This window comes from Mycobacterium sp. GA-1841 (assembly GCF_001954135.1).
Taxonomy (GTDB): domain Bacteria; phylum Actinomycetota; class Actinomycetes; order Mycobacteriales; family Mycobacteriaceae; genus Mycobacterium.
Genome location: NZ_MBEQ01000044.1, coordinates 1 through 25,185 on the forward strand (window position 1 = coordinate 1; position 25,185 = coordinate 25,185).

At 65.8% G+C, this 25,185-nt stretch carries 27 protein-coding genes; 14 read left to right on the forward strand and 13 right to left on the reverse strand.

Annotation, left to right across the window (positions count from 1 at the left end):
• Nucleotides 1-146: 146 nt before the first annotated feature.
• Nucleotides 147-680 carry a dihydrofolate reductase family protein gene (locus A5740_RS10815; protein ID WP_076193900.1) on the reverse strand — a complete coding sequence of 178 codons (534 nt, stop codon included), beginning with the start codon at nucleotides 678-680 and terminating at the stop codon, nucleotides 147-149.
• Between the two features lie 50 nt (nucleotides 681-730).
• Nucleotides 731-955, reverse strand: a complete 225-nt coding sequence (locus A5740_RS10820; protein WP_076193981.1) for a DUF2945 domain-containing protein — start codon at nucleotides 953-955, stop codon at nucleotides 731-733.
• Between the two features lie 76 nt (nucleotides 956-1,031).
• Here A5740_RS10820 and A5740_RS10825 point away from each other — a divergent pair, with 76 nt between their 5' ends.
• Nucleotides 1,032-1,559, forward strand: coding sequence for a DUF488 family protein (locus tag A5740_RS10825; RefSeq protein WP_076193902.1), 528 nt, complete (start codon nucleotides 1,032-1,034; stop codon nucleotides 1,557-1,559).
• A 16-nt stretch (nucleotides 1,560-1,575) separates the two neighbouring features.
• Here A5740_RS10825 and A5740_RS10830 read toward each other — a convergent pair whose 3' ends face one another.
• The 3 genes from A5740_RS10830 to A5740_RS10840 form a co-directional block, all read right to left on the reverse strand.
• On the reverse strand, nucleotides 1,576-2,403 hold the full coding sequence (locus A5740_RS10830) for an arylamine N-acetyltransferase (RefSeq protein WP_076193904.1): 828 nt from the start codon (nucleotides 2,401-2,403) through the stop codon (nucleotides 1,576-1,578).
• Between the two features lie 67 nt (nucleotides 2,404-2,470).
• On the reverse strand, nucleotides 2,471-2,866 hold the full coding sequence (locus tag A5740_RS10835) for a type II toxin-antitoxin system VapC family toxin (protein WP_076193906.1): 396 nt from the start codon (nucleotides 2,864-2,866) through the stop codon (nucleotides 2,471-2,473).
• Complete coding sequence (locus A5740_RS10840) at nucleotides 2,863-3,099, reverse strand: type II toxin-antitoxin system Phd/YefM family antitoxin (RefSeq protein ID WP_076193983.1); 237 nt, start codon at nucleotides 3,097-3,099, stop codon at nucleotides 2,863-2,865. Before A5740_RS10840 ends, A5740_RS10835 begins: the two co-directional genes overlap by 4 nt.
• Before the next feature lie 209 nt (nucleotides 3,100-3,308).
• Between A5740_RS10840 and A5740_RS10845 the strand changes: the two genes are divergently transcribed.
• The 3 genes from A5740_RS10845 to A5740_RS10855 all read left to right on the forward strand — a co-directional run bounded on the left by A5740_RS10845 (nucleotide 3,309) and on the right by A5740_RS10855 (nucleotide 6,976).
• On the forward strand, nucleotides 3,309-4,118 hold the full coding sequence (locus A5740_RS10845; protein ID WP_076193908.1) for a 1-acyl-sn-glycerol-3-phosphate acyltransferase: 810 nt from the start codon (nucleotides 3,309-3,311) through the stop codon (nucleotides 4,116-4,118).
• A gap of 61 nt (nucleotides 4,119-4,179) precedes the next feature.
• On the forward strand, nucleotides 4,180-5,760 hold the full coding sequence (fadD12, locus tag A5740_RS10850) for an acyl-CoA ligase FadD12 (protein WP_217696692.1): 1,581 nt from the start codon (nucleotides 4,180-4,182) through the stop codon (nucleotides 5,758-5,760).
• Entirely contained in the window at nucleotides 5,753-6,976 is a 1,224-nt protein-coding gene (locus A5740_RS10855; protein ID WP_076193911.1) for an alpha/beta hydrolase, read from the forward strand. The genes fadD12 and A5740_RS10855 overlap by 8 nt, the downstream gene beginning before the upstream one ends.
• Before the next feature lie 11 nt (nucleotides 6,977-6,987).
• On the opposite strand, the gene A5740_RS10860 is transcribed toward A5740_RS10855, so the two are convergent.
• From A5740_RS10860 to A5740_RS10870, 3 genes are read right to left on the reverse strand one after another with little or no spacing between them, the layout of a single operon-like run.
• Entirely contained in the window at nucleotides 6,988-8,691 is a 1,704-nt protein-coding gene (locus A5740_RS10860; RefSeq protein ID WP_076193912.1) for a nitric oxide reductase activation protein NorD, read from the reverse strand.
• Nucleotides 8,688-9,509 (reverse strand): CbbQ/NirQ/NorQ/GpvN family protein, encoded by an 822-nt coding sequence (locus tag A5740_RS10865; RefSeq protein ID WP_076193914.1) that lies wholly within the window; start codon nucleotides 9,507-9,509, stop codon nucleotides 8,688-8,690. Before A5740_RS10865 ends, A5740_RS10860 begins: the two co-directional genes overlap by 4 nt.
• Nucleotides 9,496-10,674 carry a spirocyclase AveC family protein gene (locus tag A5740_RS10870; RefSeq protein ID WP_076193916.1) on the reverse strand — a complete coding sequence of 393 codons (1,179 nt, stop codon included), beginning with the start codon at nucleotides 10,672-10,674 and terminating at the stop codon, nucleotides 9,496-9,498. Before A5740_RS10870 ends, A5740_RS10865 begins: the two co-directional genes overlap by 14 nt.
• A 126-nt stretch (nucleotides 10,675-10,800) precedes the next feature.
• Between A5740_RS10870 and A5740_RS10875 the strand changes: the two genes are divergently transcribed.
• Complete coding sequence (locus A5740_RS10875) at nucleotides 10,801-11,403, forward strand: TetR/AcrR family transcriptional regulator (protein WP_076193918.1); 603 nt, start codon at nucleotides 10,801-10,803, stop codon at nucleotides 11,401-11,403.
• Here the strand turns inward: A5740_RS10875 and A5740_RS10880 are convergent.
• Nucleotides 11,400-12,542 carry an amidohydrolase family protein gene (locus A5740_RS10880; protein WP_076193920.1) on the reverse strand — a complete coding sequence of 381 codons (1,143 nt, stop codon included), beginning with the start codon at nucleotides 12,540-12,542 and terminating at the stop codon, nucleotides 11,400-11,402. The genes A5740_RS10875 and A5740_RS10880 overlap by 4 nt on opposite strands.
• Nucleotides 12,543-12,552: 10 nt before the next feature.
• Entirely contained in the window at nucleotides 12,553-14,013 is a 1,461-nt protein-coding gene (locus A5740_RS10885; protein WP_076193922.1) for an aldehyde dehydrogenase, read from the reverse strand.
• Between the two features lie 145 nt (nucleotides 14,014-14,158).
• Between A5740_RS10885 and A5740_RS10890 the strand changes: the two genes are divergently transcribed.
• The 9 genes from A5740_RS10890 (at nucleotide 14,159) to A5740_RS10930 (ending at nucleotide 21,947) form a co-directional block, all read left to right on the forward strand.
• Nucleotides 14,159-15,424, forward strand: coding sequence for an SRPBCC family protein (locus tag A5740_RS10890; protein WP_076193924.1), 1,266 nt, complete (start codon nucleotides 14,159-14,161; stop codon nucleotides 15,422-15,424).
• A 4-nt stretch (nucleotides 15,425-15,428) separates the two neighbouring features.
• A complete protein-coding gene (locus tag A5740_RS10895) occupies nucleotides 15,429-15,755 on the forward strand; it encodes a hypothetical protein (protein WP_076193926.1) in 327 nt (108 codons plus the stop codon).
• Complete coding sequence (locus A5740_RS10900; protein ID WP_076193928.1) at nucleotides 15,752-17,011, forward strand: amidohydrolase family protein; 1,260 nt, start codon at nucleotides 15,752-15,754, stop codon at nucleotides 17,009-17,011. Before A5740_RS10895 ends, A5740_RS10900 begins: the two co-directional genes overlap by 4 nt.
• Before the next feature lie 51 nt (nucleotides 17,012-17,062).
• Nucleotides 17,063-17,515 carry a MarR family winged helix-turn-helix transcriptional regulator gene (locus A5740_RS10905; RefSeq protein WP_076193930.1) on the forward strand — a complete coding sequence of 151 codons (453 nt, stop codon included), beginning with the start codon at nucleotides 17,063-17,065 and terminating at the stop codon, nucleotides 17,513-17,515.
• 69 nt (nucleotides 17,516-17,584) lie between these two features.
• A complete protein-coding gene (locus A5740_RS10910) occupies nucleotides 17,585-18,652 on the forward strand; it encodes a ferredoxin--NADP reductase (RefSeq protein WP_076193932.1) in 1,068 nt (355 codons plus the stop codon).
• Nucleotides 18,653-18,662: 10 nt separating this feature from the next.
• A complete protein-coding gene (locus A5740_RS10915) occupies nucleotides 18,663-19,409 on the forward strand; it encodes an SDR family NAD(P)-dependent oxidoreductase (RefSeq protein ID WP_256386360.1) in 747 nt (248 codons plus the stop codon).
• 56 nt (nucleotides 19,410-19,465) lie between these two features.
• A complete protein-coding gene (locus A5740_RS10920; protein WP_076193934.1) occupies nucleotides 19,466-20,740 on the forward strand; it encodes an aromatic ring-hydroxylating dioxygenase subunit alpha in 1,275 nt (424 codons plus the stop codon).
• The gene (locus A5740_RS10925; RefSeq protein WP_076193936.1) at nucleotides 20,737-21,072 is read left to right on the forward strand and encodes a hypothetical protein; all 336 of its coding nucleotides are present in this window, start codon (nucleotides 20,737-20,739) and stop codon (nucleotides 21,070-21,072) included. The genes A5740_RS10920 and A5740_RS10925 overlap by 4 nt, the downstream gene beginning before the upstream one ends.
• A 29-nt stretch (nucleotides 21,073-21,101) precedes the next feature.
• Nucleotides 21,102-21,947 (forward strand): TauD/TfdA family dioxygenase, encoded by an 846-nt coding sequence (locus tag A5740_RS10930; protein WP_076193938.1) that lies wholly within the window; start codon nucleotides 21,102-21,104, stop codon nucleotides 21,945-21,947.
• Nucleotides 21,948-22,029: 82 nt separating this feature from the next.
• Here the strand turns inward: A5740_RS10930 and A5740_RS10935 are convergent, their stop codons facing one another.
• The 3 genes from A5740_RS10935 to A5740_RS10945 form a co-directional block, all read right to left on the reverse strand.
• Nucleotides 22,030-22,218, reverse strand: a complete 189-nt coding sequence (locus A5740_RS10935) for a ferredoxin (protein WP_076193987.1) — start codon at nucleotides 22,216-22,218, stop codon at nucleotides 22,030-22,032.
• Nucleotides 22,219-22,390: 172 nt separating this feature from the next.
• Nucleotides 22,391-23,827: a wax ester/triacylglycerol synthase family O-acyltransferase gene (locus A5740_RS10940; RefSeq protein WP_076193940.1), complete on the reverse strand. Its 1,437-nt coding sequence runs from the start codon at nucleotides 23,825-23,827 to the stop codon at nucleotides 22,391-22,393.
• 27 nt (nucleotides 23,828-23,854) lie between these two features.
• A complete protein-coding gene (locus tag A5740_RS10945; RefSeq protein ID WP_076193942.1) occupies nucleotides 23,855-25,078 on the reverse strand; it encodes an alpha/beta hydrolase in 1,224 nt (407 codons plus the stop codon).
• Nucleotides 25,079-25,185: the final 107 nt, after the last annotated feature.

Consider the following 25,185-nt stretch of genomic DNA (forward strand, 5'->3'; position numbering starts at 1 on the left):
GGCCCCGCGGGCATCGACGCCTACACCCAGCCCATGAGGGGGGTGCTGCCGTTCGGCTACACCCCCTAGTTCTCCCCGCGAGCAGACGCAGTGGCCCCGAAAAACCCTGGTTTTCCGGGACATCTGCGTCTGGCGGGCAACGGGGATCAAGCGACCGGCTGCGCTCTGACCCAGCGGACGCAGACGAACTCGCCGTTGAGTACCGATTCGGCCGGTACCCATTCGGACCGGACCGGCAGCACGCGCGCACCCGCACCCAGGGAACACGGCGCATAGCTGACGATCATCTCGTCGATCAGGCCCGCCGCGACGAATTGAGCGGCGACCTCTCCCCCTCCGACCACCCAGACATCCTTACCCGCTGCGGCCGTCACCAGCTGTGGGTGTAACTCACCGACGTTTCCGCAATGAACCTGCACGGGATGCCCGGCGGCGACGATCTGTGGTCGGCGGGTCAACACCCACGTCGGCTGCTCGTACATCCATTCGCCGGGCTGGTTCTTCACGATCCACTCGTAGGTGGCCGATCCCATCACCAACGCGCCGATGGTTCCGATGAATTCGTCATAGCCGAACGGCCCGTTCTGGTCGATGTCACGTGAGATCAGCCAGTCCAAGCTGTCGTCGGTGTCGACGATGAACCCGTCCAGACTCGACGCGGTGTAGTACACGGTTTTCACGGTCAGCCTCCTCATCCACCGGGATAAGTATGGCCGCCGTCCGGCCCGGATCAGTCGCCGCTGTTTCGGATCTTCTGCAGCGCTGATCCCTTGTGCATCGCGACGTGATCGGTCTTGTCGCTTGCGATCTCGTACTGCGGCTCGTCACGACTGGCGCGACGGGTATGGCCTTTATAGTCCACGTCACGGGTATGCACCTTCAGAATCTTGCCACTGACATACCCGGCTTCCGAGTTCCATTTGACGTGGTCGCCAACCTTGAACTGGGTGCTCATGTCACCTGAGCTACCCGCGGCCACCCGCGGTGAAACCGGGTACCGCACGGGTACCACGGCGGGGAGAGGAGAGAACATGACCCATCGGGTGTGGACGGTCGGTCACTCGACCCGTGAGTTCGGCGAGTTACTCGAGATCCTGCGCACCTACGAGCTCACCTATCTGGTGGACGTGCGCTCATTCCCGGCGTCGAGAAAGTTCCCGCAGTGGAACAAAGCAGCCATCATCGACAGCCTGCCGCCCGATATCTGTTATCGGTGGCTGCCCACGCTCGGCGGGCGCCGCCACACCCCGGCCGGTACCCCGACCCTTAATACCGCGTGGCGGGTCAAGGCATTCCGCGATTATGCCGACTACATGCAAACCCCGGAGTTCGCCGAGGGCCTCGGTGAGCTGATCAAACTGTCCGGGGAACAGCGGCCGGTGATCATGTGCAGCGAGGCGGTGCCGTGGCGGTGCCACCGCCGGCTGATCACCGACGCCTTGATCGTGGCGGGGGTCGAGGTCACCCACATCATGTCCGCCACTGCCACCCGGGCGGCCACCTTGAACGACAACGCGAAACTCGAGGACGGAAAACTGATCTACCCGGCGGACGGCTGACACCGATCGGGCCGGCTCAGCTGTCCAACACCTGCGCCACCCGGGCTTCGACGTCGCCGCCGAGATCGGCGAGATCGATGCCGAACCGTTCGGCGAGCGCGTCGAGAACCTGTGCGGCGGTGTCGAACCGGATCCGTTCGGTCTCGCCGGAGCGGTGGATGGCCAGGTTCCGGCCACGGAGATTGATCCGGGCCTCATCGGTGACCAGTGCCGCCGTCAGCCCGACGACGAAGACTCCGCCGGGATGCGTTGAGGCATACCAGCTTCCGACTTCCAGGTCGATTCGCGGTTGCGGCATCGTGGTGAAGCGGTACAGCGGTTGCCACTGGCCGCGGACCTGGGCGGCCAACTCGAACTCGCCGGCGGCCGGCTCGAGCAGACGGTACGGCTCGTGCCGGGTCTGCTGCACCGCGCCGGTCTGCAGCCGGATCGGCGACGACAGCGTCTGTCCGCCGAAACCGACGTCGACCAGGAAGCGTCCGGCTTCACCGGGGACCGTCACGGCCAGCACGTTGTGGGTGAGCGCGGGCAGCGGCGCATCGGGTCCCTTCATCCAGACCACCCGGCCGGCCAGTCGGTCGACGCCGTAACCCAACTCGTCGAGGGCGTAACCGAGCAGCCCATTGTGCTCATAGCAGTACCCACCACGGTGTCGAGTGATGAGCTTGTCGACCAAGGCGTCGGCGCTGAGATCGGCCACCTGGATGCCCAGCAACGGGTCGAGGTTCTCGAACGGAATGGACCGGCCGTGTGCGGCCACGAGGTCCTGCAGTGTGGCCAGATCGGCTGATGCCGGGCCTTGATGGCCGATCCGGTCGAAATATGCGGCGAGGTCGAATCCCATGGTCGTCAATGATGCTGGCTCAACAGCGGTTGAGGTCAATGCCGGGGTCCAGCGCCCCGCCGAGGAGTCAGCGGGTGGCGATGACAGGGGTCATCGCCCCATCGCGAATGACCTTGTCGCTGGTGGCAATCGTGAGCCCGCGACGCATCGCCTGGGCGACGATCATGCGGTCGAATGGATCACGGTGTTCCCAGTTCAGTTGACCGGCCAGGGTCGCGTCGGCGGAATCGATCGGCAGATCCGTGGCCGCCATCGCCTCCAGAATGTTCGACCAACCCGACAGCAGGGCGGTGCCATCCAGCCGGCCGAGGCGGGTCTTCGTGGCGATCTCCCACGCCGAAGCCGCAGAGACGAACAACTCGTTCGCCGGGTTTTCCACGATGTCCCGGGCCGCCGGCAACACCTCCTCCGGCGACTTCACCAGCCACAGAACCGCGTTTGTGTCGAGGAGCACCCCGGTCACGAGGTGACACCGTCCCACGCCTCGAGTTCGCCAGGCGGCAGCGGCTCGTCGAAGTCTTCGGGGATATCGAAATCGGGCAGCTGGCCGAATGTCCGGCCCCGCGGTCCGACTGGGGATAGCACGGCCACCCGGCGCCCGCGGGACGTGATCGTGACGGGGACGCCAGTCGCCTCGACCTCGGCCAAGAGCGCGTTCAGCTTTGCTTTCGCCTCCGTACTGGTGATCGTCCTCATCGTCACATCGTAGAACCAGTCAGACTAGTTAGACTAGTCAAATCCAGGTGTTCGTCAAGGCCACCCGCGAGAGCGTGCAGTTTTGAAAGGATCGAGTGCGGCAATCCGGTGGCGAAGGCAACAACTTTGCAAGCGAATGGGTTTTTAGCTCGCGACCTGGGTACACTAACAAAACTAGAACACGTTCCAATCCACATCAGGGGGACCCTGTGGCCGCGACCGACACCGACCCGTCCGAAATCACGAAGTGGGACCCGGGCCTGACCGAGAAGGTCATGGGTTTCTTGCGACCGTTGATCAAGGGCTATCACCGCGCCGAGGTACGCGGTCTGGACAGCTTCCCCAACGGCGGCGCACTGGTGGTGTCGAACCATTCCGGTGGCCTGTTCGCGTTGGACGTGCCGGTGTTCGCCACGGGTTTTTACGAGAAGTTCGGCTACGAACGCCCGGTCTACACCCTCAGCCACGACATGCTGATGACCGGACCGACCGCAGCCTTCTTCAAGAAGACCGGGTTCATCCGGGCCAACCACGAGAACGCCGACGAGGCACTGCGCTCGGGCGGTGTGGTCGTGGTGTTCCCCGGCGGTGACTACGACGTCTATCGACCGACCCTGTCGGCGAACAAGATCGACTTCGCCGGACGCACCGGTTACATCAAAGCCGCGATCAACGCCGGCGTCCCGATCGTGCCCATGGTCGGCATCGGCGGCCAGGAGACCCACCTGTTCCTGTCCCGCGGCACCGGCATCGCCAAGGCGCTCGGCCCGATCGCGCGGATGGCCCGCACCAAGATCGTTCCGGTGTCGTTCGGCTTCCCCTTCGGCCTGTCGGCCGTGCTGCCGCTCAATGTGCCGTTACCGACGAAGATCGTGATGAAGACCCTGCCACCGATCGACATCGCCGCCGAATTCGGTGAGGATCCCGATATCGACGAGGTCGACGCCCATGTCCGCCAGGTCATGCAGCGCGCCCTCGACGAGTTGGCCGAACAGCGCCGCTTCCCGGTGATCGGCTGACGCCGTGGGGCCTCTTGATCTGCTGACCGGGCCGCTGGACCGGGTCACCGACACCGTCGGGATGGTCACCACCATGCGTCGGGCCGGGTTGATCGCGGCGATGCGGCCAGACAAGTATCTGCGTATCGCCGCCGCGATGGCACGCGAAAACATGAGCGTCACTTCGGGTTTCGCCGCTGCCGCCCAACGTTGCGGCAACCGGCCGGGCCTGGTCGACGAACTCGGCACGCTGACCTGGCAACAGGTCGATCAGCAGGCCGACGCCCTGGCCACCGGGCTGCAGGCGTTGCCGGGCGGTGAGCCGAAAGTGCTGGGCATCATGGCCCGCAATCACCGCGGCTTCGTGCTGTCGCTGATCGCGGCCAATCGCATCGGCGCCGACGTACTGCTGCTCAACACGTCGTTCGCCGCACCGGCCATGGCCGAGGTGGTCAACCGTGAGGCAGTCGATGCCGTCATCTACGACGAAGAGTTCGCCGACACCGTCGATCGCGCGCTCGCCGATCGGCCTTCCGCGAGCCGGATCGTGGCGTGGACCGACACCCACATCCACGACGTCACCGTCGCCAAGCTGGTCGAGCAGCACCGTGGAACTGAACCGCGCCGCTCGAGCGAAAAAAGCAAGGTGATCCTGCTGACCTCGGGCACCACCGGAACACCCAAGGGCGCCAAGCATTCCGGCGGCGGCCCCGAGGTGCTCAAGTCGATCCTCGACCGCACCCCGTGGCACACCGAGGAGCGGGTGGTGATCGTGGCGCCGATGTTCCACGCCTGGGGTTTCTCCCAGTTGGCGTTTGCCGCGTCGATGTCGTGCACCATCGTCACCCGGCGCAAATTCGATCCCGAGGCCACCCTCGAGCTCGTCGACCGGCACCGGGCCAAAGGCCTGTGTGTGGTGCCGGTGATGTTCGACCGGATCATGGACCTGCCCGAGAATGTGCTGCGCCGCTACGACGGCCGCTCACTGCGGTTCGCCGCGGCGTCGGGTTCACGGATGCGTCCCGACGTCGTCACCTCCTTCATGGACCGGTTCGGCGACATCATCTACAACAACTACAACGCCACCGAAGCCGGGATGATCGCCACCGCGACGCCGGCGGACCTGCGCGCCGCGCCCGACACCGCGGGTAAACCCGCTGAAGGCACCGAGATCCGCATTTTGGACGCCGAATTCCGCGAGGTCCCGACCGGCGAGGTGGGCACCATCTACGTGCGCAACTCGACGCAGTTCGACGGTTACACCTCCGGCACCACCAAGCAGTTTCACGACGGGTTCATGTCCTCGGGTGACGTCGGTCGTCTCGACGAGGCCGGTCGGTTGTTCGTGGTGGGCCGTGACGACGAGATGATCGTCTCCGGCGGCGAGAACGTCTATCCGATCGAGGTGGAGAAGGTCCTGGCCGGCCATCCCGATGTGGCCGAGGCCGCGGTGATCGGTGTCGACGACGAGCAGTACGGGCAGCGGCTGGCGGCATTTGTGGTGCTTACCGGGGCCGCGACCCCCGACGAGCTGAAGGCGTATGTTCGAGAGAACCTGGCCAATTACAAGGTGCCGCGGGCGATCGCCGTACTCGACGAATTGCCGCGCAACAGCACCGGCAAGATCGACCGACGCCAACTTCAGGAGAAGGTGAATGGCTGAACGCCGACCTAGTCGAAGAAGGCGGCTGCTCCTTGCTGCCGCCGAGTTGCTCAACGCTGCCAACGCGGTGAAACCACTCGGCCGCAAGGGATACAGCACCATTCCGGCCTTCGCCTTCGGCTGGCCGACATCGGAGAACGCACCGCTGGTGATCACCGTGTCGGTGCTGGACGCGGTGCGACGCGCCGTCCGGGGCGATTACCGCTCCCCCGGTGGACGAATCTCCCTGCTGTTCAAGACAATTTCCTGGGCGCTGCTGGTGCTGGTGCACCGTCGCGGTGTGCAATCCCGGCCCTATTTCGAAGATCCGGTGCACGAGGCGCTGGCCGACGAGTATCCGGCAACCCTGCGGCCGCTGCGTCGCGGCGAGGTGTATTCCACCTCGATGAGCCGGCGCCGCTACGCGCGCACCACAGTGCACTACGGCCCGCACCGGGCCAACTTGGCCGACATCTGGATGCGGCCGGACCTGCCGCGTGACGGCAAGGCCCCGGTGCTGCTGCAGGTACCTGGCGGGGCCTGGATGATCGGCATGCGCCGGCCGCAGTCCTATCCGTTGATGAGCTACCTGGCCGAGCAAGGCTGGATCTGCGTGTCGATCGGCTACCGGATCAGCCCGCGCCACCCGTGGCCCAACCACATCATCGACGTGAAGCAGGCGCTGGCCTGGGTGAAGGCCAACATCGCCGACTACGGCGGCGACCCGGACGCGGTGTGCATCACCGGCGGATCGGCGGGCGGACATCTGACCGCGCTGGCCGCGTTGACGCCCAACGATCCCAAGTGGCAGCCGGGTTTTGAAGACGCCGACACCTCGGTGGCCGCCGCGGTGCCGGTCTACGGTCGTTACGACTGGTTCTCCACCACGGGGCCCGGTCGCGCCGAATTCATGGAGATCCTGGAACGGCTGATCGTCAAGGTTCCGCTCGGCACCGACGACCAGGTGTACCGTGACGCCTCACCGATCACCCTGGTGCATCCCGATGCCCCACCGTTTTTCGTGCTGCACGGGACCAACGACTCACTCATTCCCGTGGTCGAGGGCCGTGAGTTCGTCGAAGCACTACGCAACGTGTCGAAGTCGCCGGTCATCTACGCCGAGATTCCGCACGCCCAGCATGCGTTCGATTTCTTCGGTTCACCGCGCGGGCACTACACCGCCGATGCGGTCGCCGAGTTCCTGACCTGGGCGCGGGTCTGGGCCGCGCAGAAATAGCTGCGCCGAGACTAGTTTCGGCGCGCCGGTTTGGGCGCGGCCAGCTCACGCAGGGCGGCCATGAACAGCTCGTCCATCCGTGGGCTCAACTCCCCCAGCGACGCAGCACTTGCGTGGCTGGCGGCTCCGAAAACCTCATCAAGTGCATCGACGTCGGTATCCGCGCCGATGGACAGGCACAGGCAGGCCACCCCATCGGCCCGCAGTTCCTCGAGGGCTTTGGCGGCGTCGGCCCGGGCGTAGCGGCCCTCGTAGCCATCGTCGTACGGGTAGCCGTCGGACAGCACGATCAGGAGCCGATTCGGCGTGCCGGCCTGGGTTTTGAGGATCTCTCCGGCACCCCGGATGCCGGCGCCCAACCGGGTGTAGCCGAATGGCTGCAGCTGGCTGAGCCGAGCCCGTTCGGCGGCCCCGAAGCGGTGCCCGAATGTCTTGACACCGAGCAGGTGCACCGCACGACGCCCCTGGGAGCGAAACCCGTACACCGCCACGCGGTCGCCGAGCTCCTCGAGCGTCACGGCGAGCGTCGCCGCCGCACGGCGTTGGTGTTCATGGATGGCAAGGCCGTTACCGTCGGCATCGGTCGCCGATCCCGATGCGTCGACGAGGATGAGCACCCCGAGGTTGCGAGCGAGCTTGCGGCGCTCGGTGTACACATGCTCGGGCGGTGAATAGCCGGAACGCAGATCGACGAACAGGTCGATCACGGCCTCGGTGTCCACGTCGTCGCCGTCGGCGCGAGCACGCAACACTTTAGGGCCCAGGCCCACTCGTGCCAGCCGACGCCGCAGCACCGCGTCGCGCGCCACACCAATCGCCGCGACGTCGACCGTGGCGCTGAGCGGAAAGTCGATGACGCGGCACCAGTCCTGGCGATACCGATCACCGAAAACGTCCCATTCCGGATACCACGCGCCGCCGACGGCAAGTGCCGCCCCAGGCTTCTCCGCGCCGATGAAGTGGATGGGCGTCGCTACCGGACGTGCATTCACCCCGGCACGCGTCGTCCGGCGGATCGAGCCGACACCCAACTCCGCACCGGCGCCGTCGCTTTCAGACGAGCGGGATCCACCGAACAGCGCACGCAAGAATTTCGCGGGTGCCTGCGTGCCGAGGGGAACCTCGAACAGCTTGAGAATCCAGCTTTTCTCGGCCGGCCCGTCGTCGTCCTCGCCGTCCTCGTCGTCCCCAAGGGCCTCGGTGTGCTCAGCGGTCATCGAGACGTCGGCATCGGTCGCCCGCGACCCTGACTCACCGCCGATGCGGGCGCGGATCAGTTTGGACGGTTTGATCGTGCCGAACCACTCCGGTGGTGCGTCCAGTGTGGTTCTGCCCAACGCGATCTGCAACGATTCCTCGGCGCTGGCCGACTGCACAGCGCAAGTGGGAACAACTGTGGCCGCCAGGGCGATCCGTGGACCAAGTTCGGCCAGGACACGGCGCCCTTCCAGGGCCAGGTAGCGACGGGCCGGCAGCGGCCGCGCCCGCAGCCGCTTGACGTACCGGCCGTCGACACTTCCGGCGCCCAGAAGTGCGCTCTGGACCAGCACTTCGCGACGCTGCCGGTCCGGATCAGCGCCGGCCGAGACGAAGACGGTCTGCCCGTCGGTGTACGCCAACTCGCCACCGCCGGCCACTGCGATGTCGACCGGTCGCCCGGCGAGAAAGCCCGCCAGGAACCGGAAGTGCTGCGGCTCCGGGCAACCGGTACTCACCGTGGTGACAGGACCGCGTCGACGAGTTCTCCGAGACCCCGGATCACGTCGGGATCGTCGGACAGCACCTCCACCACAGCGGACTGGACAGCGTCGCGCAGGCTGAGTCCCTCGGCGATCAGGCCGCCGGCCAGAATCAGCATGCGGGTGGAGGCCACCTCGCTCAATGCCGAACCGTCCAGACCGCGGATGGCGTTTCCGAGGTGCACCAGTGACGCCGCGGTGGATGAGTCGATCCCGGCCTCGTGGGCCACGATCTCGGTCTCGATCTCGGCAACCGGGAAGTCGAGGCTGATCGCCACGAAGCGTTGACGGGTCGAGTCTTTGAGACTCTTGAGGATGCTCTGGTACCCCGGGTTGTAGGAGATCACCAGTTGAAAACCCGGCGCCGCGGACAAGGTGGTGCCGAGCCGGTCGATGGGTAGTTCGCGCCGGTGGTCGGCGAGCGGATGGATGACCACCGTGGTGTCCTGCCGCGCCTCCACGATCTCGTCGAGATAACAGATGGCGCCGTCGCGCACCGCTCTGGTCAACGGGCCGTCCACCCAGACGGTTTCACCGCCCTTCAGCAGGAAGCGCCCCACCAGATCAGCCGATGTCATGTCCTCATGGCCGGCCACGGTGATGAGCTCACGACCGAGTTCGTGCGCCATCGCCTCGACGAAACGGGTCTTCCCGCATCCGGTCGGACCTTTGAGCAGCACCGGCGCGCCGCGGCGGGCGGCGGCCAGGAAGGTCTCGACCTCGCTGCCCGCGGCCCGGTAGAACGGCGAGGATGAACCTGTGTCGGTGATCGGACGAATCTTACTGGCCGTCATCGTTGTTCGTCCTTTGAATCGGCACGACGGGCGGGATGGTCACCCCATCCGGCAGCACGAGCACGCCTTCGTGGTCGACAAACCCCGAGTGCTTGGTCGGCAGCGGCAGATCCGGGTTCGGGCACGGCCGGTCGGTCCCCTCGCCGCAGATGCCGGGGTTGAAGTACGAGCGCTTCTGGACATCTTCGGGCCACGCATCTCCGTGCATCCCCAGCCAGGTCGCCGGAACGTTGTAGAACAGGAAGAAACATGCGCTGACACCGCCGAAGATCGCCAGGAAGCGGACGAACTGCTGCTTGACGAAACCACCACGGAGCCGGTCGATTCCGCGTTCGACCAAGGTATGTCCGCGATCATCGGTGAAGAAGCGCAGGCAGACGAGCGCCGTCTGGACACCGCCCCACATGAAGCCCTCGTAGATCGGCCACTGGTAGTAGGTCCCGGCGTTGAACGAGAGCGCCTGGATGGCACCGGGATAGGAGTAGAACCCGATCGGCAGCATGATCAGGGCTTCCATGACGAAGTCGAAGACGATGGCGATCGCATAAGTGGCCAGGACCAACCGCAGATTGCTGATCCCCGGCCACCGGTTCTTGATCTTTCGCATCAGCCAGCAGCCGACGATGGTGAGCAGCAGGACACCGTAGGCGTAGCCGGGAATGTTGGTCAGCAGCGGTTCGGGCACGGTATGGCCCGGCTCCTCGTGTGCCACCCAGCCCGGAATGTGCGGTGCCCACGAACCCTGGTTGAACAGCCAGGCGTTGTACGTGCACCAGGTGCTGTAGTAGTTGAGCATCGGATCCTGGAACATCATCAGGCCCATCGACACCAGCAGCATGCCGTCGAGGGTGATGCGCCGCTCCCGCACCCAGGGCCGAATGATGAAGAACCACAGGGCAACCGGCAGGCCGATCCAGAGCACGACGGCGTTGGCGATCAGCGGGATCTTCATATACAGCGGCGGCTCGCTCGGGCCGCCGGAGACCGGCTCGAAATAAGGGCCGGTGACCCATCGGACGAACAGATACAACGTCAGCGCGAGAACCAAACCGCCGACGGTCGCCCAGATTTTGAACGCGTTCGATGACGACGGGCCTGGCTTTCCGAGGTCAGCGATCCCGCTGACCGATTCGGTGACGACGGGTTGCTTCGACAGATCACTCATGATCGGTTTTTCCCCTTGACGATCGTGGATGCAGTCGGCGGCGCGAGGCAGGCCGACCGATGCAAATATACTCATTGGTATCTGAGATTCCAATAGGTCACCCAGATTCTGTGGCAGACTCTGGCCATGGCTGAGCGCTGGACCCGGGAACGCAGACTCGAGCACACGCGCTCGGTGCTGCTCGACGCCGCCGAGGAGGTGTTCGCCGAGAAAGGTTTTGCGCCAGCCACTCTCGATGACATCGCGCGGGCCGCCGGTTACACCAAGGGCGCCATCTACAAGCATTTCGCCACCAAGGACGATCTCTTCCTGGCCGTCAGCGACAGGTACTGGCGGCGGTATTTCGACAACTTCGCCGAGGTGATGTCGGGTGCATCCCGGGTCGGGCCGGCAGAGCTCGACGAGATCGCCAAACGCTGGCGCGAGCTGAGCCGTGACCGGGGCGCCGACCACGCCGCGCTCGGCCACGAATTCACGCTCTACCTGCGCCGCAATCCAGAGGCGCGGGAGCGGGTGGCGGCCAAGCGGGCCGAAGTCGTCGAGGCGCTGGGCAAATTCATCGCCTCCGGGATGGAGCGCTGGGGGGCCACGCTGCTGGTGCCACCGAAGACGTTCGCGCAGGTACTCATCGCCACCAGCGACGCCGTCGTGCTGGGCAGCGAGCTCGACGACGTCGACCTCTACCGGCCGATCGTCGACATGTACGTCTCAGCGATCAAGCTGCCCTAGAAGACCCGGACCTGACCTTCGAGCACCGGCACGGTCTCGGGCAGCTTGTACGTCTGAATCCCGTTGCGGAACATCACGTTTTCCCGGGCATGCTCGGGCAGGTGTTTGACCAGCCAGCGCGGATCGTCGAAAGTCCAGTGCGGATAGTCCGACGAGAACAGCAGGATCTTGTCGCACTCCATCCACTCGAAGGCCCGCGACAGCTCGGTCTTGTCCTCCGGGTAATCCAGTGGCTGGGTGGTGAACTTGATGTGGTCCTTGACGTACTCGGAGGGCTTGCGCTTGATGTCCATGTAGCGCCGCCGTGCTTGATAGATCGCGTCCATGCGCCACATCAGCGGCAGAATCCAGGTGAACGCATGCTCGACGAACACGACGCGCAGCGTCGGGAACCGGTCGAACACCCCGTCGAAGATCAAGCTCATCACCTGGTTGGCTGCCAACAGCGAGTAGGTGACCATGAAATCGTGGTTGTAGCTGGGGAAGCCGACCGGCGGGATCGGCAGCTCCTCGTACTCGCCACGGGACAGATGACAGCTCACCGTGATGTCGTGCTTGGTGGCCGCCGCCCAGATCGGATCGTATTTCGGATCGCCCCACGACGGGCGCGGCTCGGCCTTGATCAGGATCTGCGCCATGTACGGGTGGCCGGCCCACCGTTCGATCTCCTGGGCCCCGAGCTCGGGTGCTTCGACGGCCAGACAGATGGACCCGCGCCAGCGTTCGTGCCAGTTGTTGTGCGAATCGAGCCAGTGGTTGGCCTGCCAGTCGTTCAGCGCGCAGTTCATCACGTGGTTGGCCTCGGGAATGTGCGCCGAGTACGCCGCCGGTTCGAGGATGGCGATATCGGCGCCGGCCTCCATGATCAGCTGCCGGAAGGCGAGGTCCGGATCGCTGCCGGCGAACTCACCGTCGGCCGGGAAGGCATCGGTGCGCATGGCGTAGGCGTGCGCGTAGTCGGGGGCGTCGTAATAGATGAGATCGCCGACGTCGTGCGAGCCGAAATACCGGGTGCGCCACGGCTCGGGCAGGTACTGGCCCAGGTCACCACGACGGGGGACGGGATGCACGTCCGAGTCGACACAGCGGACGGCGATGCGTTCTTTGGCCGGAATCCTCGGCGATGCTGTCACGGTCATGCTCGTCTCCTCAACGTACGGTTGCGACGGCGATGGACTTGGTCTCGAGGTAACCGTCGAGACCTTCGCGGCCCAGTTCCCGGCCGTATCCACTGTCCTTGATGCCGCCGAACGGCGCGAACGGATCCATTGTGTATCCCTGGTTTACCCCGAAAGTGCCGGTTTGTACACGATCGGCGATGCTCACACCGCGATCGGTGTCGGCAGTCCACACCGAGCCGGCCAGGCCGTAGTCGGAGTCATTGGCGATCGCGACCGCGTCGTCCTCGTCCCGATAGCCGATCACGGTGAGCACCGGGCCGAAAATCTCCTCACGCGCGATGCGCATCGAGTTGTCGGCGTCGGCGAACAGCGTGGGCCGGACGTACCAGCCGGAGTCGAGACCGTCGGGCAGGCCGGTGCCGCCGCAGACCAGCCTGGCGCCCTCGCGTTGGCCGAGGTCGATGTAGTCGCGGACGCGCTGCTGCTGTCGACGCGATACGAGTGGCCCCAGTTCGGTGGCCGGATCGGCGGGGTCGCCCATGACGAGGGCACCCATCCGGGCGGCCAGGGCGTCGACGTAGTCCTGCGCCCGCGCGGCAGGAACCAGGATGCGGGTCAGCGCATTGCAGATCTGGCCGCTGTTGGACAGGCTGGCCGACCGGACACCGGCGGCAACCGTTTCGGGGTCGGCGTCGTCGAGGACGATGGCCGCCGACTTGCCGCCGAGCTCGAGGCTGACCTTGGTGAGGTTGGCCGCGGCCGCCGCCGCGACGGCCCGGCCGGCTGCGCTGGAGCCGGTGAACGAGACCTTGTCGACGGCGGGGTGCGAGACCAGGTGACTCCCGACGGTCGCATCACCCGGCACGACGGTGACGACGCCGTCGGGCAGGCCGATCTCCTTGATCATCTCTGCCAGAAGCAATGCGTCCAACGGGGATTCGGGTGCGGGTTTGAGTACGACGGCGCAGCCGGCCAGCAATGCCGGCACCAGTTTGGTGACGATCAGGAACTGCGGCATGTTCCACGGCACGACGGCGGCGACGACGCCCACCGGGCTCCTCTTGACGTGAACGTCGGAGCCGAAGAAGCCCGTGCGGACCTCGTGCCACGGATAGGTTTCGGCGAGGTCGCAGAAGGCCGACATCATCATCGTCGGCAGCCCGACCTGGGCACGTTGGGCGAAGCTGATCGGGGCGCCGATCTCGGCCGAGATCAATCGCGCCATCTCGTCGCGTCGCTCCGCGTAGAGCCCGGCCAGGCGGCGGACCGCGGCGATGCGCTCAACCGGGTCGAGCCGTGGCCACGGCCCGTGGTCGATTGCCGCGCGGGCGGCAGCGACCGCGGCGTCGACGTCGGCCGGGCCGGCGGCCGGCACGCGGGCGATGGGTTGCTCGGTGTGCGGCGAGATGACCTCGATGGCGTCGGCCGGGTCACCGCTCGGTGACCAGTCGGCCTCGATGCCGAGATACTCCCCTAGATGCTGATCCATCCGGACCCTCCCGCCTCAGTCGACTTCAGAGTATCAACTACTTGTCATTGGTGGAACTGCCGTCTACGGTCGAGCTGAAGCCCTGGCCGGCCGCCGCAGCCCATCGTCGGCGTGGTCGGCCGAATCACATCGCAGAGGAGCGGGCATGGCTCGGTTTCCCAAACCGGCTGAAGGCAGCTGGACGCAGCACTATCCCGAACTGGGCACCGGCCCGGTGTCCTATGAGGACTCGATCAGCCCGGAGATCTACGAGCTGGAACGCCAGGCGATCTTCAAACGCGCCTGGCTCAATGTCGGGCGGGTCGAACAACTTCCACGCAAGGGCAGCTACTTCACCCGCGAGATGAAGGCCGCCAACACCTCGATCATCGTGGTGCGCGCCAAGTCCGGCGAGGTCAAGGCCTTCCACAACGTCTGCCGCCACCGCGGCAACAAGCTGGTGTGGGATGACATGCCACTGGAGGAGACCAGCGGGGTGTGCCGGCAGTTCACCTGCAAGTACCACGCCTGGCGCTACGACCTCGACGGCGAACTCACCTTCGTGCAGCAGGAAGCGGAGTTCTTCGATCTCGACAAGAGCCGTTACGGCCTGGTGCCCGTGCACTGCGAGGTGTGGGAAGGCTTCATCTTCGTCAACTTCGCCAAGACACCCGAACAGTCACTGCGCGAATTCCTGGGCCCGATGATCACCGATCTGGAGGGCTATCCGTTCGACAAGATGACCTCGCGGTTCACCTATCGCTCTGAGGTGAAAGCGAATTGGAAGCTCTACATGGACGCCTTCCAGGAGTTCTACCACGCACCCATCCTGCATGCGAACCAGTCCCCCACCGCCTACTCGAAGGCCGCCGCAGAGTCCGGTTTCGAGGCACCGCACTACCGGCTGGAGGGTCCGCACCGCCTGGTCAGCACGTCCGGGGTCCGGGCCTGGGAGATGCCCGACGAGATGCGCAAGCCCATCGAAGACATCTGCCAGAGCGGGCTTTTCGGCCCGTGGGACAAACCGGATCTCGGCGAGATGCCGGCCGGGCTCAACCCGGCCAAATGCGACCCGTGGGGGCTGGATTCCTTCCAGTTGTTCCCCAACTTCGTGATGTTGTTCTGGGGCCAGGGCTGGTACCTGACGTATCACTACTGGCCGACCTCGTTCAACACCCACACCTTCGAGTGCACGCTGTACTTCCCGCAGCCGCGCACGCCGCGGGAGCGGTTGGCCCAGGAACTGGCCGCGGTGTCCTTCAAGGAATACGGCCTGCAGGACGCCAACACCCTGGAGGCCACCCAGAGCTCGATCGAGACCCGGGTGATCGACGAGTTCCTGCTCTGCGATCAGGAGATCCTGCTTCGGCACCTGCACAAGGAGACCGCGGCGTGGATCGAGGACTACCAGCGCAAGACGGCGAAGGTGTGAACCGATGAGCAAACTGCCGGCGGAATTCGCCGATCTCGAACAGTTTTCGGATTGGTGCCTGTCCAGCGAGCCGCAACGCTATGCCAAGCGACTGGGCTCGACGATGCCCCAGATGCAGGCCTTCTACGACGCGATCACCCCGCGCGCGGAGGAAGCCATCAGCTACTGCGACAAGTTCAGCCTCGATGACATGCCCGAGGACGTGCTCAACCTCATGCACCTGCTGTACTCGATGGTGACGGTCTCGTTCCCGGTGGAGTGCTGGAAGCAGCCCCGGGTTCCCGACTCGGGCGCGACCTCGCTGGACTGCGTCGTCGAGCCCGTCCCGTGACCGGCGCTGACACCCAGACCACGGTACTGCGCGCCGCCCGGTGGGTGGACGTCGCCGGCGGCGAGGTCCGGTCCCCGGCCGTCGTGGTCGTCGAGGGTAATCGCATCACGGCAATCAATCCCGAAGCCCCACTGCCGGATTCGGCCACGACCATCGATCTGGGCGATGTCACGCTGCTGCCCGGCCTGATGGACATGGAACTGAACCTGTTGATCGGCGGACCGGGCAATCCCAACGGGCTGCCGACCCCGATGCACGGCGTCCAGGACGACCCGGCGTACCGGACGCTGCGCGGGGCGGTCAATGCCCGCACCACGCTGGAGGCCGGGTTCACCACCGTGCGCAACCTGGGCCTGATGGTCAAGACCGGCGGCTACCTGCTCGACGTCGCGCTACAGCGGGCGATCGACCAGGGCTGGCATCAAGGTCCCCGCATCTATCCGGCCGGCCACGCCGTCACGCCCTACGGCGGGCACCTGGACCCCACGGTGTTCCAGCGGCTGGCGCCGGGCATCATGCCGTTGTCGGTCGCCGAGGGCATCGCCAACGGTGTCCCCGACGTGATCGCGTGTGTGCGTTACCAGATCCGCCACGGCGCCAAGCTGATCAAGGTGTCGGCCTCCGGCGGCGTGATGTCCCACAGCACCGCGCCGGGTGCCCAGCAGTACTCCGATGCTGAATTCGCCGCGATCGCCGACGAGGCCCACCGCGCCGGGGTGAAAGTCGCCGCGCACGCCGTCGGGGACAGTGCCATCCAGGCCTGCATCCGGGCCGGTATCGACTGCATCGAACACGGCTTCCTGGCCAGCGACGAGACGATCCAGATGATGGTCGACCACGGCACGTTCCTGGTCTCCACCACATATCTCACCGATGCGATGGCCATCGACCGGATCGCGCCGGAGTTGCGCAAGAAGGCGCTCGACGTGTTTCCGCGGGCAAAGTCCATGCTGCCCAAGGCAATTGCCGCCGGGGTACGCGTCGCGTGCGGCACCGATGCGCCGGCGATCCCCCACGGCGAGAACGCCAAGGAGCTGTGCGCACTCGTCGAGCGCGGCATGACCCCGATGCAGGCTCTGCAGGCCGCCACGATGGTGTCTGCCGACCTGGTCGACGCCGCCGATGAACTGGGCCAACTGGCCCCGGGCTACCTGGCCGACGTCATTGCCGTGACCGGCGATCCCAGTGTGGACATCGCCACGACGCTCGACGTCCGGTTCGTGATGAAGGACGGCAGCGTCGTCAAACGCTGTTGACCGGCGGTGCGCTAGCGTCGAGTTGACGCGCGTGTGGCAGGAGACGAGAACATGGACCTCACCGAGAACACCCTGTGGTGGCTCAAGCAGGCGTTCTACTTCTCGCTGACCGAGGTGAACGAGTCGGTCAAGGAGCACGGCGTCACCACCGCCCAGATCGGTGTCCTGCGTCAGCTGACCAGCCAGCCGGGCCTGTCCGGCGCCGAGCTGGCCCGCCGGCTGCTGATCACGCCCCAAGGCGTGCAACTCGCGCTCACCGCGTTGGAGAAGCGGGGCCTGGTCGAGCGCAAGCAGGACCCCCAGCACGGGCGGATCCTGCAGGTCTTCCTCACCGATGAAGGCCGGGCGGTGGCCTCGGCCGTCGTCGCCGATGCCGTCGCCGCCCATGAGCGAGTATTCGGCGTACTCAGTGACGACGAGCAGGAGCAGCTGAAGACGCTCCTGCGCCGGGTGATCGAACAAGGTACGGGCCACACCCCGCACTCCGATCACATCGACCAGTAACAACGCCTCGCTTCCGGAAAATATCTACCACTTGAGATTAATGACAAGTACTTGATATTGTTGGCCGCGATGGAGACATCCACGACTACGACGCCCCGCATGGAATCCGCCGACGCGATCGACGCCGACGGGTTCACCCCCGTGCGGATCAAGCAGGTGATCCGGGAGACCTCCGACGCGGTGTCCCTGGTTCTCGACATACCCGAGCCGGCCCGAGCCCGGTTCCGTTATGCGGCAGGCCAATTCATCACCATTCGGCCGAGAATCGACGGGACCGAACACCGCCGGTGCTACTCGATGTCATCGTCGCCGACCGTCGATCCCGATCTGAGGATCACCGTCAAGCGCGATCGCGACGGTCTGGTTTCCAACTGGGTCAACGACACCGTGAGCATCGGCGACGAACTGCACGTCGCACCGCCCGAGGGCCGCTTCGTCCTCACCGCCGGCGAACGCAACGTCGTCACCTTCGCCGGCGGCAGCGGCATCACCCCCGTGTTCTCGTTGGTGCAGTCGGCACTGGCCGCCACCAGCCGCAGGACTCGGATGTTCTACGCCAACCGCAATCTCGACTCGGTGATCTTCCGAGAGGCGTTGGCCGACCTCGCCGACACCCACAGCGAGCGCCTTCAGGTTCACCATCATCTCGACGATCTGGACGGCGTCGTCTCGCCGCAACACATCGCTGACTTCATCGCCAACGACAGCCACGGGGATACCGACTATTACGTGTGCGGCCCCGCCCCGTTCATGGACACCGTCGAACGCGTCCTCCTTGACGCCGGAGTCCCCAAGCAACAGGTGCATTTGGAACGCTTCAGCGTCGCCGCGGTTCCGGTACCCGACCCGGACGAGCCCGCCGTCACCGAAGAGGTGACGATCGAACTCGACCGCAGCACGGTCACCGCGCCCTACCGCGCGGGCAACACGCTGCTCCAGACCGCCCGACTGGCCGGCCTGAAGGCGCCGTCGTCCTGCGAAACCGGCTCGTGCGGAACGTGTATGGCGCAGATCGTGGAGGGTAGCGCGCGCATGCTCAACAACGATGCCCTCGACGATGACGAGGTGGCCGAGGGCTGGGTGGTGACGTGTCAGGCGTTGCCGACCAGTCGCACAGTGAGAGTGGTCTACGAGTGAGGTGGCTGACGTGACGAACAGGGTGGCCGTGGTGACCGGCGGAGCTTCGGGAATGGGCGAGGCGACGTGCCACGAACTGGGCCGGCGCGGCCACAAAGTCGCCGTTCTCGACGTGAATGCCGACGCCGCGCAACGGGTTACCGACGACCTACGGTCGGCCGGCGTCACCGCCGTCGCGGTCGGCGCCGACATCACCGATCGCACCGCGGTCGCCGATGCGTTCGGCAAGGTGCGCAGCGAACTCGGGTCCGTCGGCATCTTGGTGACCAGCGCCGGCATGTTCGGTTACGCATCGTTCGCCGACATCACCGAAGAATCGTGGTCGCAGATGATCGAGGTGAACCTGAGCGGCACCTTCCGGTGCTGTCAGGTGGCGCTGCCCGACATGGTCGACGCCGGATGGGGGCGCATCGTGATGATCTCGTCCTCGAGCGCGCAGCGCGGTACGCCGTTCGCGGCCCACTATGCCGCGTCGAAAGGGGCGCTGCTGACCTTGACGAAATCGCTGGCCCGGGAATACGCCGCGCACGGCATCACGGTCAACAACATCCCGCCGTCGGGTATCGAGACCCCGATGCAGCATCAGTCCCAAGCGGCGGGTTACCTACCGTCCAACGAGACCATCGCCGCCAACATCCCTCTCGGGAGGTTGGGCACCGGTGCCGATATCGCAGCGGCCGTGGGCTTCTTGTGCTCAGACGAAGCCGGCTTCATCACCGGGCAGACCATCGGGGTCAACGGCGGCTCCGTGATGTAGCGCTGACGTAGTCCCGGCTCGACAATTCCCAAACCACTAGTCACACGGAGGTTCACATGGCAACCAAGTGGCCCAAGCCGGCTGAGGGGTCCTGGACCGAGCACTACCCCGATCTCGGTACGGGACCGATCCCGTTCCGCGACTCCATCTCTCCGGAGTTCTACGCCTTGGAACGGGAGGCGATTTTCAAGCGGGCGTGGCTCAACGTCAGCCGGGTCGAGGAGACGCCGGAGGCCGGCAGCTACATCACCCGCCAGGTCGAAGCCGCCGATGCCTCACTGCTGCTGGTGAAGGATCACGACGGCACCGTCCGCGCCTATCACAACCTGTGCCGCCGACGCGGGCACACCGTCGTCCCCGTGGACTTCCGCGCCACCGAATTGCGCAACACCGGAACGGAATTCGAATGCCGGCACTGCGGGTGGTGCTACGGCCTCGACGGCACCCTGAAGTCACTGCCGGATGCCGACCGCTTCACCGGCCTCGACCCCGCCGACTACGGCCTGGTTCCCGTGCACTGTGACGTCTGGGCCGGGTTCGTATTCGTCAACTTCGACCCGGAACCACGCCAAAGCCTGCGCGATTTCCTCGGCCCCATGGTCACCGCGCTCGACGACTATCCCTTCGGCAAGCTGACCGAACGTTACGACTGGGTGGCGCACAACAACAGCAACTGGAAGATCTTCGCCGACGCCTTCCAGGAGTACTACCATGTGCCGTCACTGCACACCCAGCAGGTGCCACCGGAGGTTCGAGATCCCAACGCGGGCTTCACCTGTGGACATTTCCAGCTCGACGGACCGCACCGGCTCGTCTCGACGGCGGGGACCCGGCGCTGGCTGCTGGCGCCGGAATACATGTACCCGATCGAGCGGGCCACCCAGAGCGGTCTGGTGGGTCCGTGGCGTACCCCCGACCTCGGTGAGCTACCGATGCACGGACTCAACCCCGGCAACATCGAGCCGTGGGGGATCAGCAACTTCCAGATCTTCCCCAACATCGAGATCCTGATCTACGGCGGCTGGTACCTGCTGTACCGGTACTGGCCGACCTCGCACAACACCCACCGCTATGAGGCGTTCACCTATTTCCATCCGGCCCGTACCGTGCGCGAACGCATCGAACACGAAGTCGCCGCCGTGGTACTCAAGGAATTCGCCCTGCAGGATGCCGGCATGCTCGGCGGCACCCAGGCCGCGCTCGAGTACGACGTCATCGACGACTACCCGCTCAACGATCAGGAGATCCTGGTCCGCCATCTGCACAAGATGGCGGTCGACTGGGTCGAGGCGTATCAGCGCGACCTCGTCCCGGCGGGAGTCTCCCGATGACGTCCCCCGGGCTGCCCAGCGCCTTCGCCGAGCTGGAGCCCTACGCCGAAACCTGGTGTCTGGCAACGGAGACCGAGCGCTGGGAACGCCGGCTTGCCAGCACCATGCCGGAGATGCACGAGTTCTATGACGCGTTCTTCCCGCGGCTGGAAGAGGCGATCGAGTACTGCGACAAGTTTCCGCTCGACGAGATGCCCGACGACGCGATCAACCTGCTGCACCTGATCTATTCGTTGATCATGGTCGCGATGTCGGTGGAGATCATGCACCAGCCGGCACCGACCGACTCCGCCGATGCCGTCATGGTCCGCACCGGAGATCCCTGGCCGTAACCGCCACCGAACACGAAAGGGCACACGGAATGAGTGTGTTGACCATCAACAAGCTGACCACGTCGGTGGGCGCCGAGGTTGTCGGCGTCGACCCCGAACGCCTCGGCTCCGACGACAGCCTGGGCGCCGCCATCCTGGACGCCCTCGAAGACAACGGCGTGCTGGTCTTCCACGACCTGCACCTCGACCCGGAAGCCCAAGTTGGCTTGTCGCGACGTCTCGGCGAGATCGACCACTCCGCCGACGGTCATCATCCCGTGGCGGGCATCTACCCGATCACCCTGGACAAGACGAAGAACAAGGCGGCCGAATACCTCAAGGCCACCTTCGACTGGCATATCGACGGCTGCACGCCCACGCACGACGAATGCCCGCAGAAGGCCACGGTGCTGTCAGCGGTCGAGGTGGCCGCGCGCGGCGGGGAAACAGAGTTCGCCAACGCGTACGCGGCCTACGAATCCCTGTCCGAGAGCGAGCAAGAGCGGTACGCCACGCTACGGGTGGTGCACTCCCTGGAAGCCTCACAGCGTCGGGTCTACCCCGACCCCACCCCCGAGCAGCGCGCCCGGTGGGCCGCTCGCCCGACGCACGAGAACCCGCTGGTGTGGACCCACCGCAACGGACGAAAGTCGTTGGTGCTGGGCGCATCGGCCGACTACATCGTCGGCATGGACCGCGACGAGGGCCGGGCGCTGCTGGCCGAACTCCTCGCCCACGCCACCACACCGGACAAGGTCTACAGCCACAAGTGGTCGGTGGGTGACACCGTCATCTGGGACAACCAGGGAGTGCTGCATCGCGCCGCGCCGTATGAGCCCAACTCCCCTCGGCACATGCTGCGCACCACGGTGCTCGGTGACGAGCCGATCCAGTAGGCGCTAGCACCGCGAACGTGCGCGTCTGTCGCCCGACACGCCGCGCAACAGCAACCTTCTGCGCACGCTCGCGGGCTGCAGGCTAACCGCGCCGCAGTGCCGCGCGCGGGCACTCCTCGATCGCACGGGCGGCAAGCTCTTCCAACTCCGGCGGCACGGGATCGAGCTTGACGACGGAGTAGTCGTCCTCGTCGAGCTCGAACAGTTGCGGCGCGAGCTTCTCGCAGATGGCGTTGCCTTCACAGCGATCCAGGTCAACTTCGACGCGCACGGCAGCCTCCACAGGGTTTATCCAAGTCCCATTTGGAGAAAGCCTACGTCAAGAGTCGCCGGATAGACAGGCCATACGGAATCTCGACGCGGCCGGGCGCCCGCGACCGTGCGCCAACTGCTGACGTTTGACGGCGGGTGGGCAGCAGACACGCACGCTCGCGGCGCAGAAATTACTGCGGCAACGCGGACTCGACGACGGTCAGCTCCTCCGAAAGCCCTGCCACCCGGCGGATTTCACGGAACTCCTCGAGCATGCCCTCGGTGACCTCGTGTGGATCGTCGACGGTCGCATCGTCGGAGAGGACTGAGATGTTGATCTGGTCGACGTAGCTCCACACCGTGATGTTGAGCCCGCTGCCGGTGGTGATCGGCCCCACCGAATAGATCTCGGTGACGGTGGCCCCACCGACCTTCCCGCGCTCGCGCGGGCCCGGCACATTCGAGATGTTGAGGTTGAGGACCTTGTTCTGGCCGTCCTTGTTGGCCAGCCACTTGAACACCGCTTCCACGGGCGCCGGCGGCATGTAGGCCGCCCACCGGGCGATCAATTCGGGGCCGATCAGTTGGTGGCTTTCTTTCGCCAACGCAGCCGCTTCGTGCGCACGACGAACCCGCTCGGCGGTATCGGCGACATCGACCGGCAACGCGACCAGTACCCCGCTGAACCGGTTGCCCGAGATGCGGTCCGGTGAAAAGTCGAAACTCATCGGCACCGACGCCAACAGCGGATGGTCGGCCTGGCCGTCGTATTTGAGGGACAGTTTGCGCAGCGCCCCCGACGACATGGCCAGCACCATGTCGTTGATCGTGACCCCGAGCGCCTTGGCGGTCTCCTTGACTTCGGCCAAGGCCAGGGTGGCCGTGGCGAACAACCGTTTCTCCGCGAGGATGTGGTTCATGAAGCTGGGCGGCGGGGTGAAGGGCCGGGTCAACTCCGGTGACAGCTTGCGGTGACTGCGTCGCACCCGCCCGAAGCCCTGGGCGGTGTAGCGGAAGGTGCCGGGCAACCGGCCGAGCTGGCGCATGTGGTCGGTGAACGCCGAGCGCACGAGTTCGGTCTTGGACGGCGCCGGATCGGCTGCGTAGCAGGCGTCGTCGTGTTTCGGTCCGTCCTGCAGGTCCATGCCACGGGCCAGCAGGTTCGCCGAGGCGATCCCGTCGGCCAGCGCGTGGTGGATCTTGTTGACCACCGCGATGCGCGGGCCGGCGTTGTCGGGGCCGGCGGCCAACCCCTCGACGAAGTACATCTCCCACAGCGGCCGGCTGCGATCCAGTTGCGTGCTGGCGATCTCGCCGATGGCCTCGTCGAGTTCGCGGCGACCGCCCGGCTCGCGCAGCCGCCACGGCCGCACGTGGTACTCGAGGTCGACGTCGCAGTTTTCCCGCCACATCGGATGGTGGAACTTGAACGGGATGTCGACGAGCTGGTAACACAGCGGTTCGAGTTTGCCCAGCCGGCTGCGGATCACGTCCCGGAAATCGTCGATCCCGAACTTCCGGTCCCCCAGATCGTCGAGCGCAATCACGGCGATCTTCAATGTGTGCATGTGCACGGTCGGCGCTTCGGTATACAGCAGGAACGCGTCCCACCCACTCAACCGCTTCACGGTGTCCCTCCCCAGGTGTGGAGGCGTCTATATAACCGCTTTAGTCCGGTCAATCGCCCTGTTTCGGTGAATTTGGTTGAGGAACAAGCCAATTGCGGTGGCCATGGCACCGGTACGGGCCCCGTCGGTCATGTCGAAGGCGTGCCCGGCGCCCGGGAGCTCGATGTAGCCGACCGGCGATCGGGACACGGCCTTGAGCCGGTCGACGAAACTGCGGGCCTGGGCGACCGGGATGACGCTGTCGCCGGTTCCGTGGATGACGAGGAACGGTGGCGCATCCGGGTGAATCTGGGCGATCGGCGAGGCCAACCGGTAGATCTCGGGGTGGCGGTCGATCTTGCGACCCACCACGACCCGCTCCAGGAAGTCGACGAAGCGGATGCGCTCTTCGGTGGAGCGGTCCTCCCAGTCGTAGCGTCCGTAGATACCGACGACGGCGTCGACGCTGGTGTCGGAGCCGTCGGGCAGATCGCCCTGCAGGTCCGGGTGGTTCGGGGTGAGACCGGCCAGTGCCGCCAGGTGGCCGCCGGCCGAGCAGCCCGCGACGGCGACGAAGTTGCGGTCGCCGCCGAACTTGTCGACATTGGCCCGCGCCCACGCGATCGCCGCCTTGACGTCGGTCAGATGGCGCGGCCAGCGGTGGTGCGGGGCCACCCGGTAATCGATCGACAGGCACACCCACCCCTGACGCGCCAGGTGGGACAACAGGGCGTACCCCTGCAAAATCCGGCCACCGTGTACCCAGGCGCCACCCGGGACGAACAGCAGCACCGGAGCCGGTTCGGCGGGCAGGTGCCGGGGCCGCCAGACATCGAGCAGCTGCGCCGGGTCGTCGCCGTAGCGCACCGAGGTCCGGTAGACGTCGCGGCGGTACTCGCGGCTGCGCCACACCGGCGGCATCGTGTCCGGCACCGGCCAATCGATGGCCAGGTCAGCCGCTGACACCACGGCACGCATGGCCTCTTGCACCACGGCGTTGGTCTGCTCGCGCTCGGACTTGCGAATTCCACCGGCGCCCGGGGCCAGCCAGGACTTCGCCGAAGCGGTGACGAATTCGGGCAGGTTACGGAAGCCCCACACGCCCATCGCGGCCATGGCGCCGAACGGTTCCAGGTGCTTGCCGACCACCGGCAGCGAAGCCGATGCAACGCTCAGCGCCAGCATATGGTCAGCAGGCTTGGCAGTCAGCAACCATCGCGCCCGATCGGCGAGACTCGGTGCGGGGTACCGGTTATCCGGTCGTGCCGTCATTTTGCGAGCCTACCGCGCCATCGATGGGCACAGGTGACAACTTCGCCGAGTTGTTCACTCGCTGTCGGAATGTGATCTGGATCACGTCGACGTGGGCAGCCGTCCCG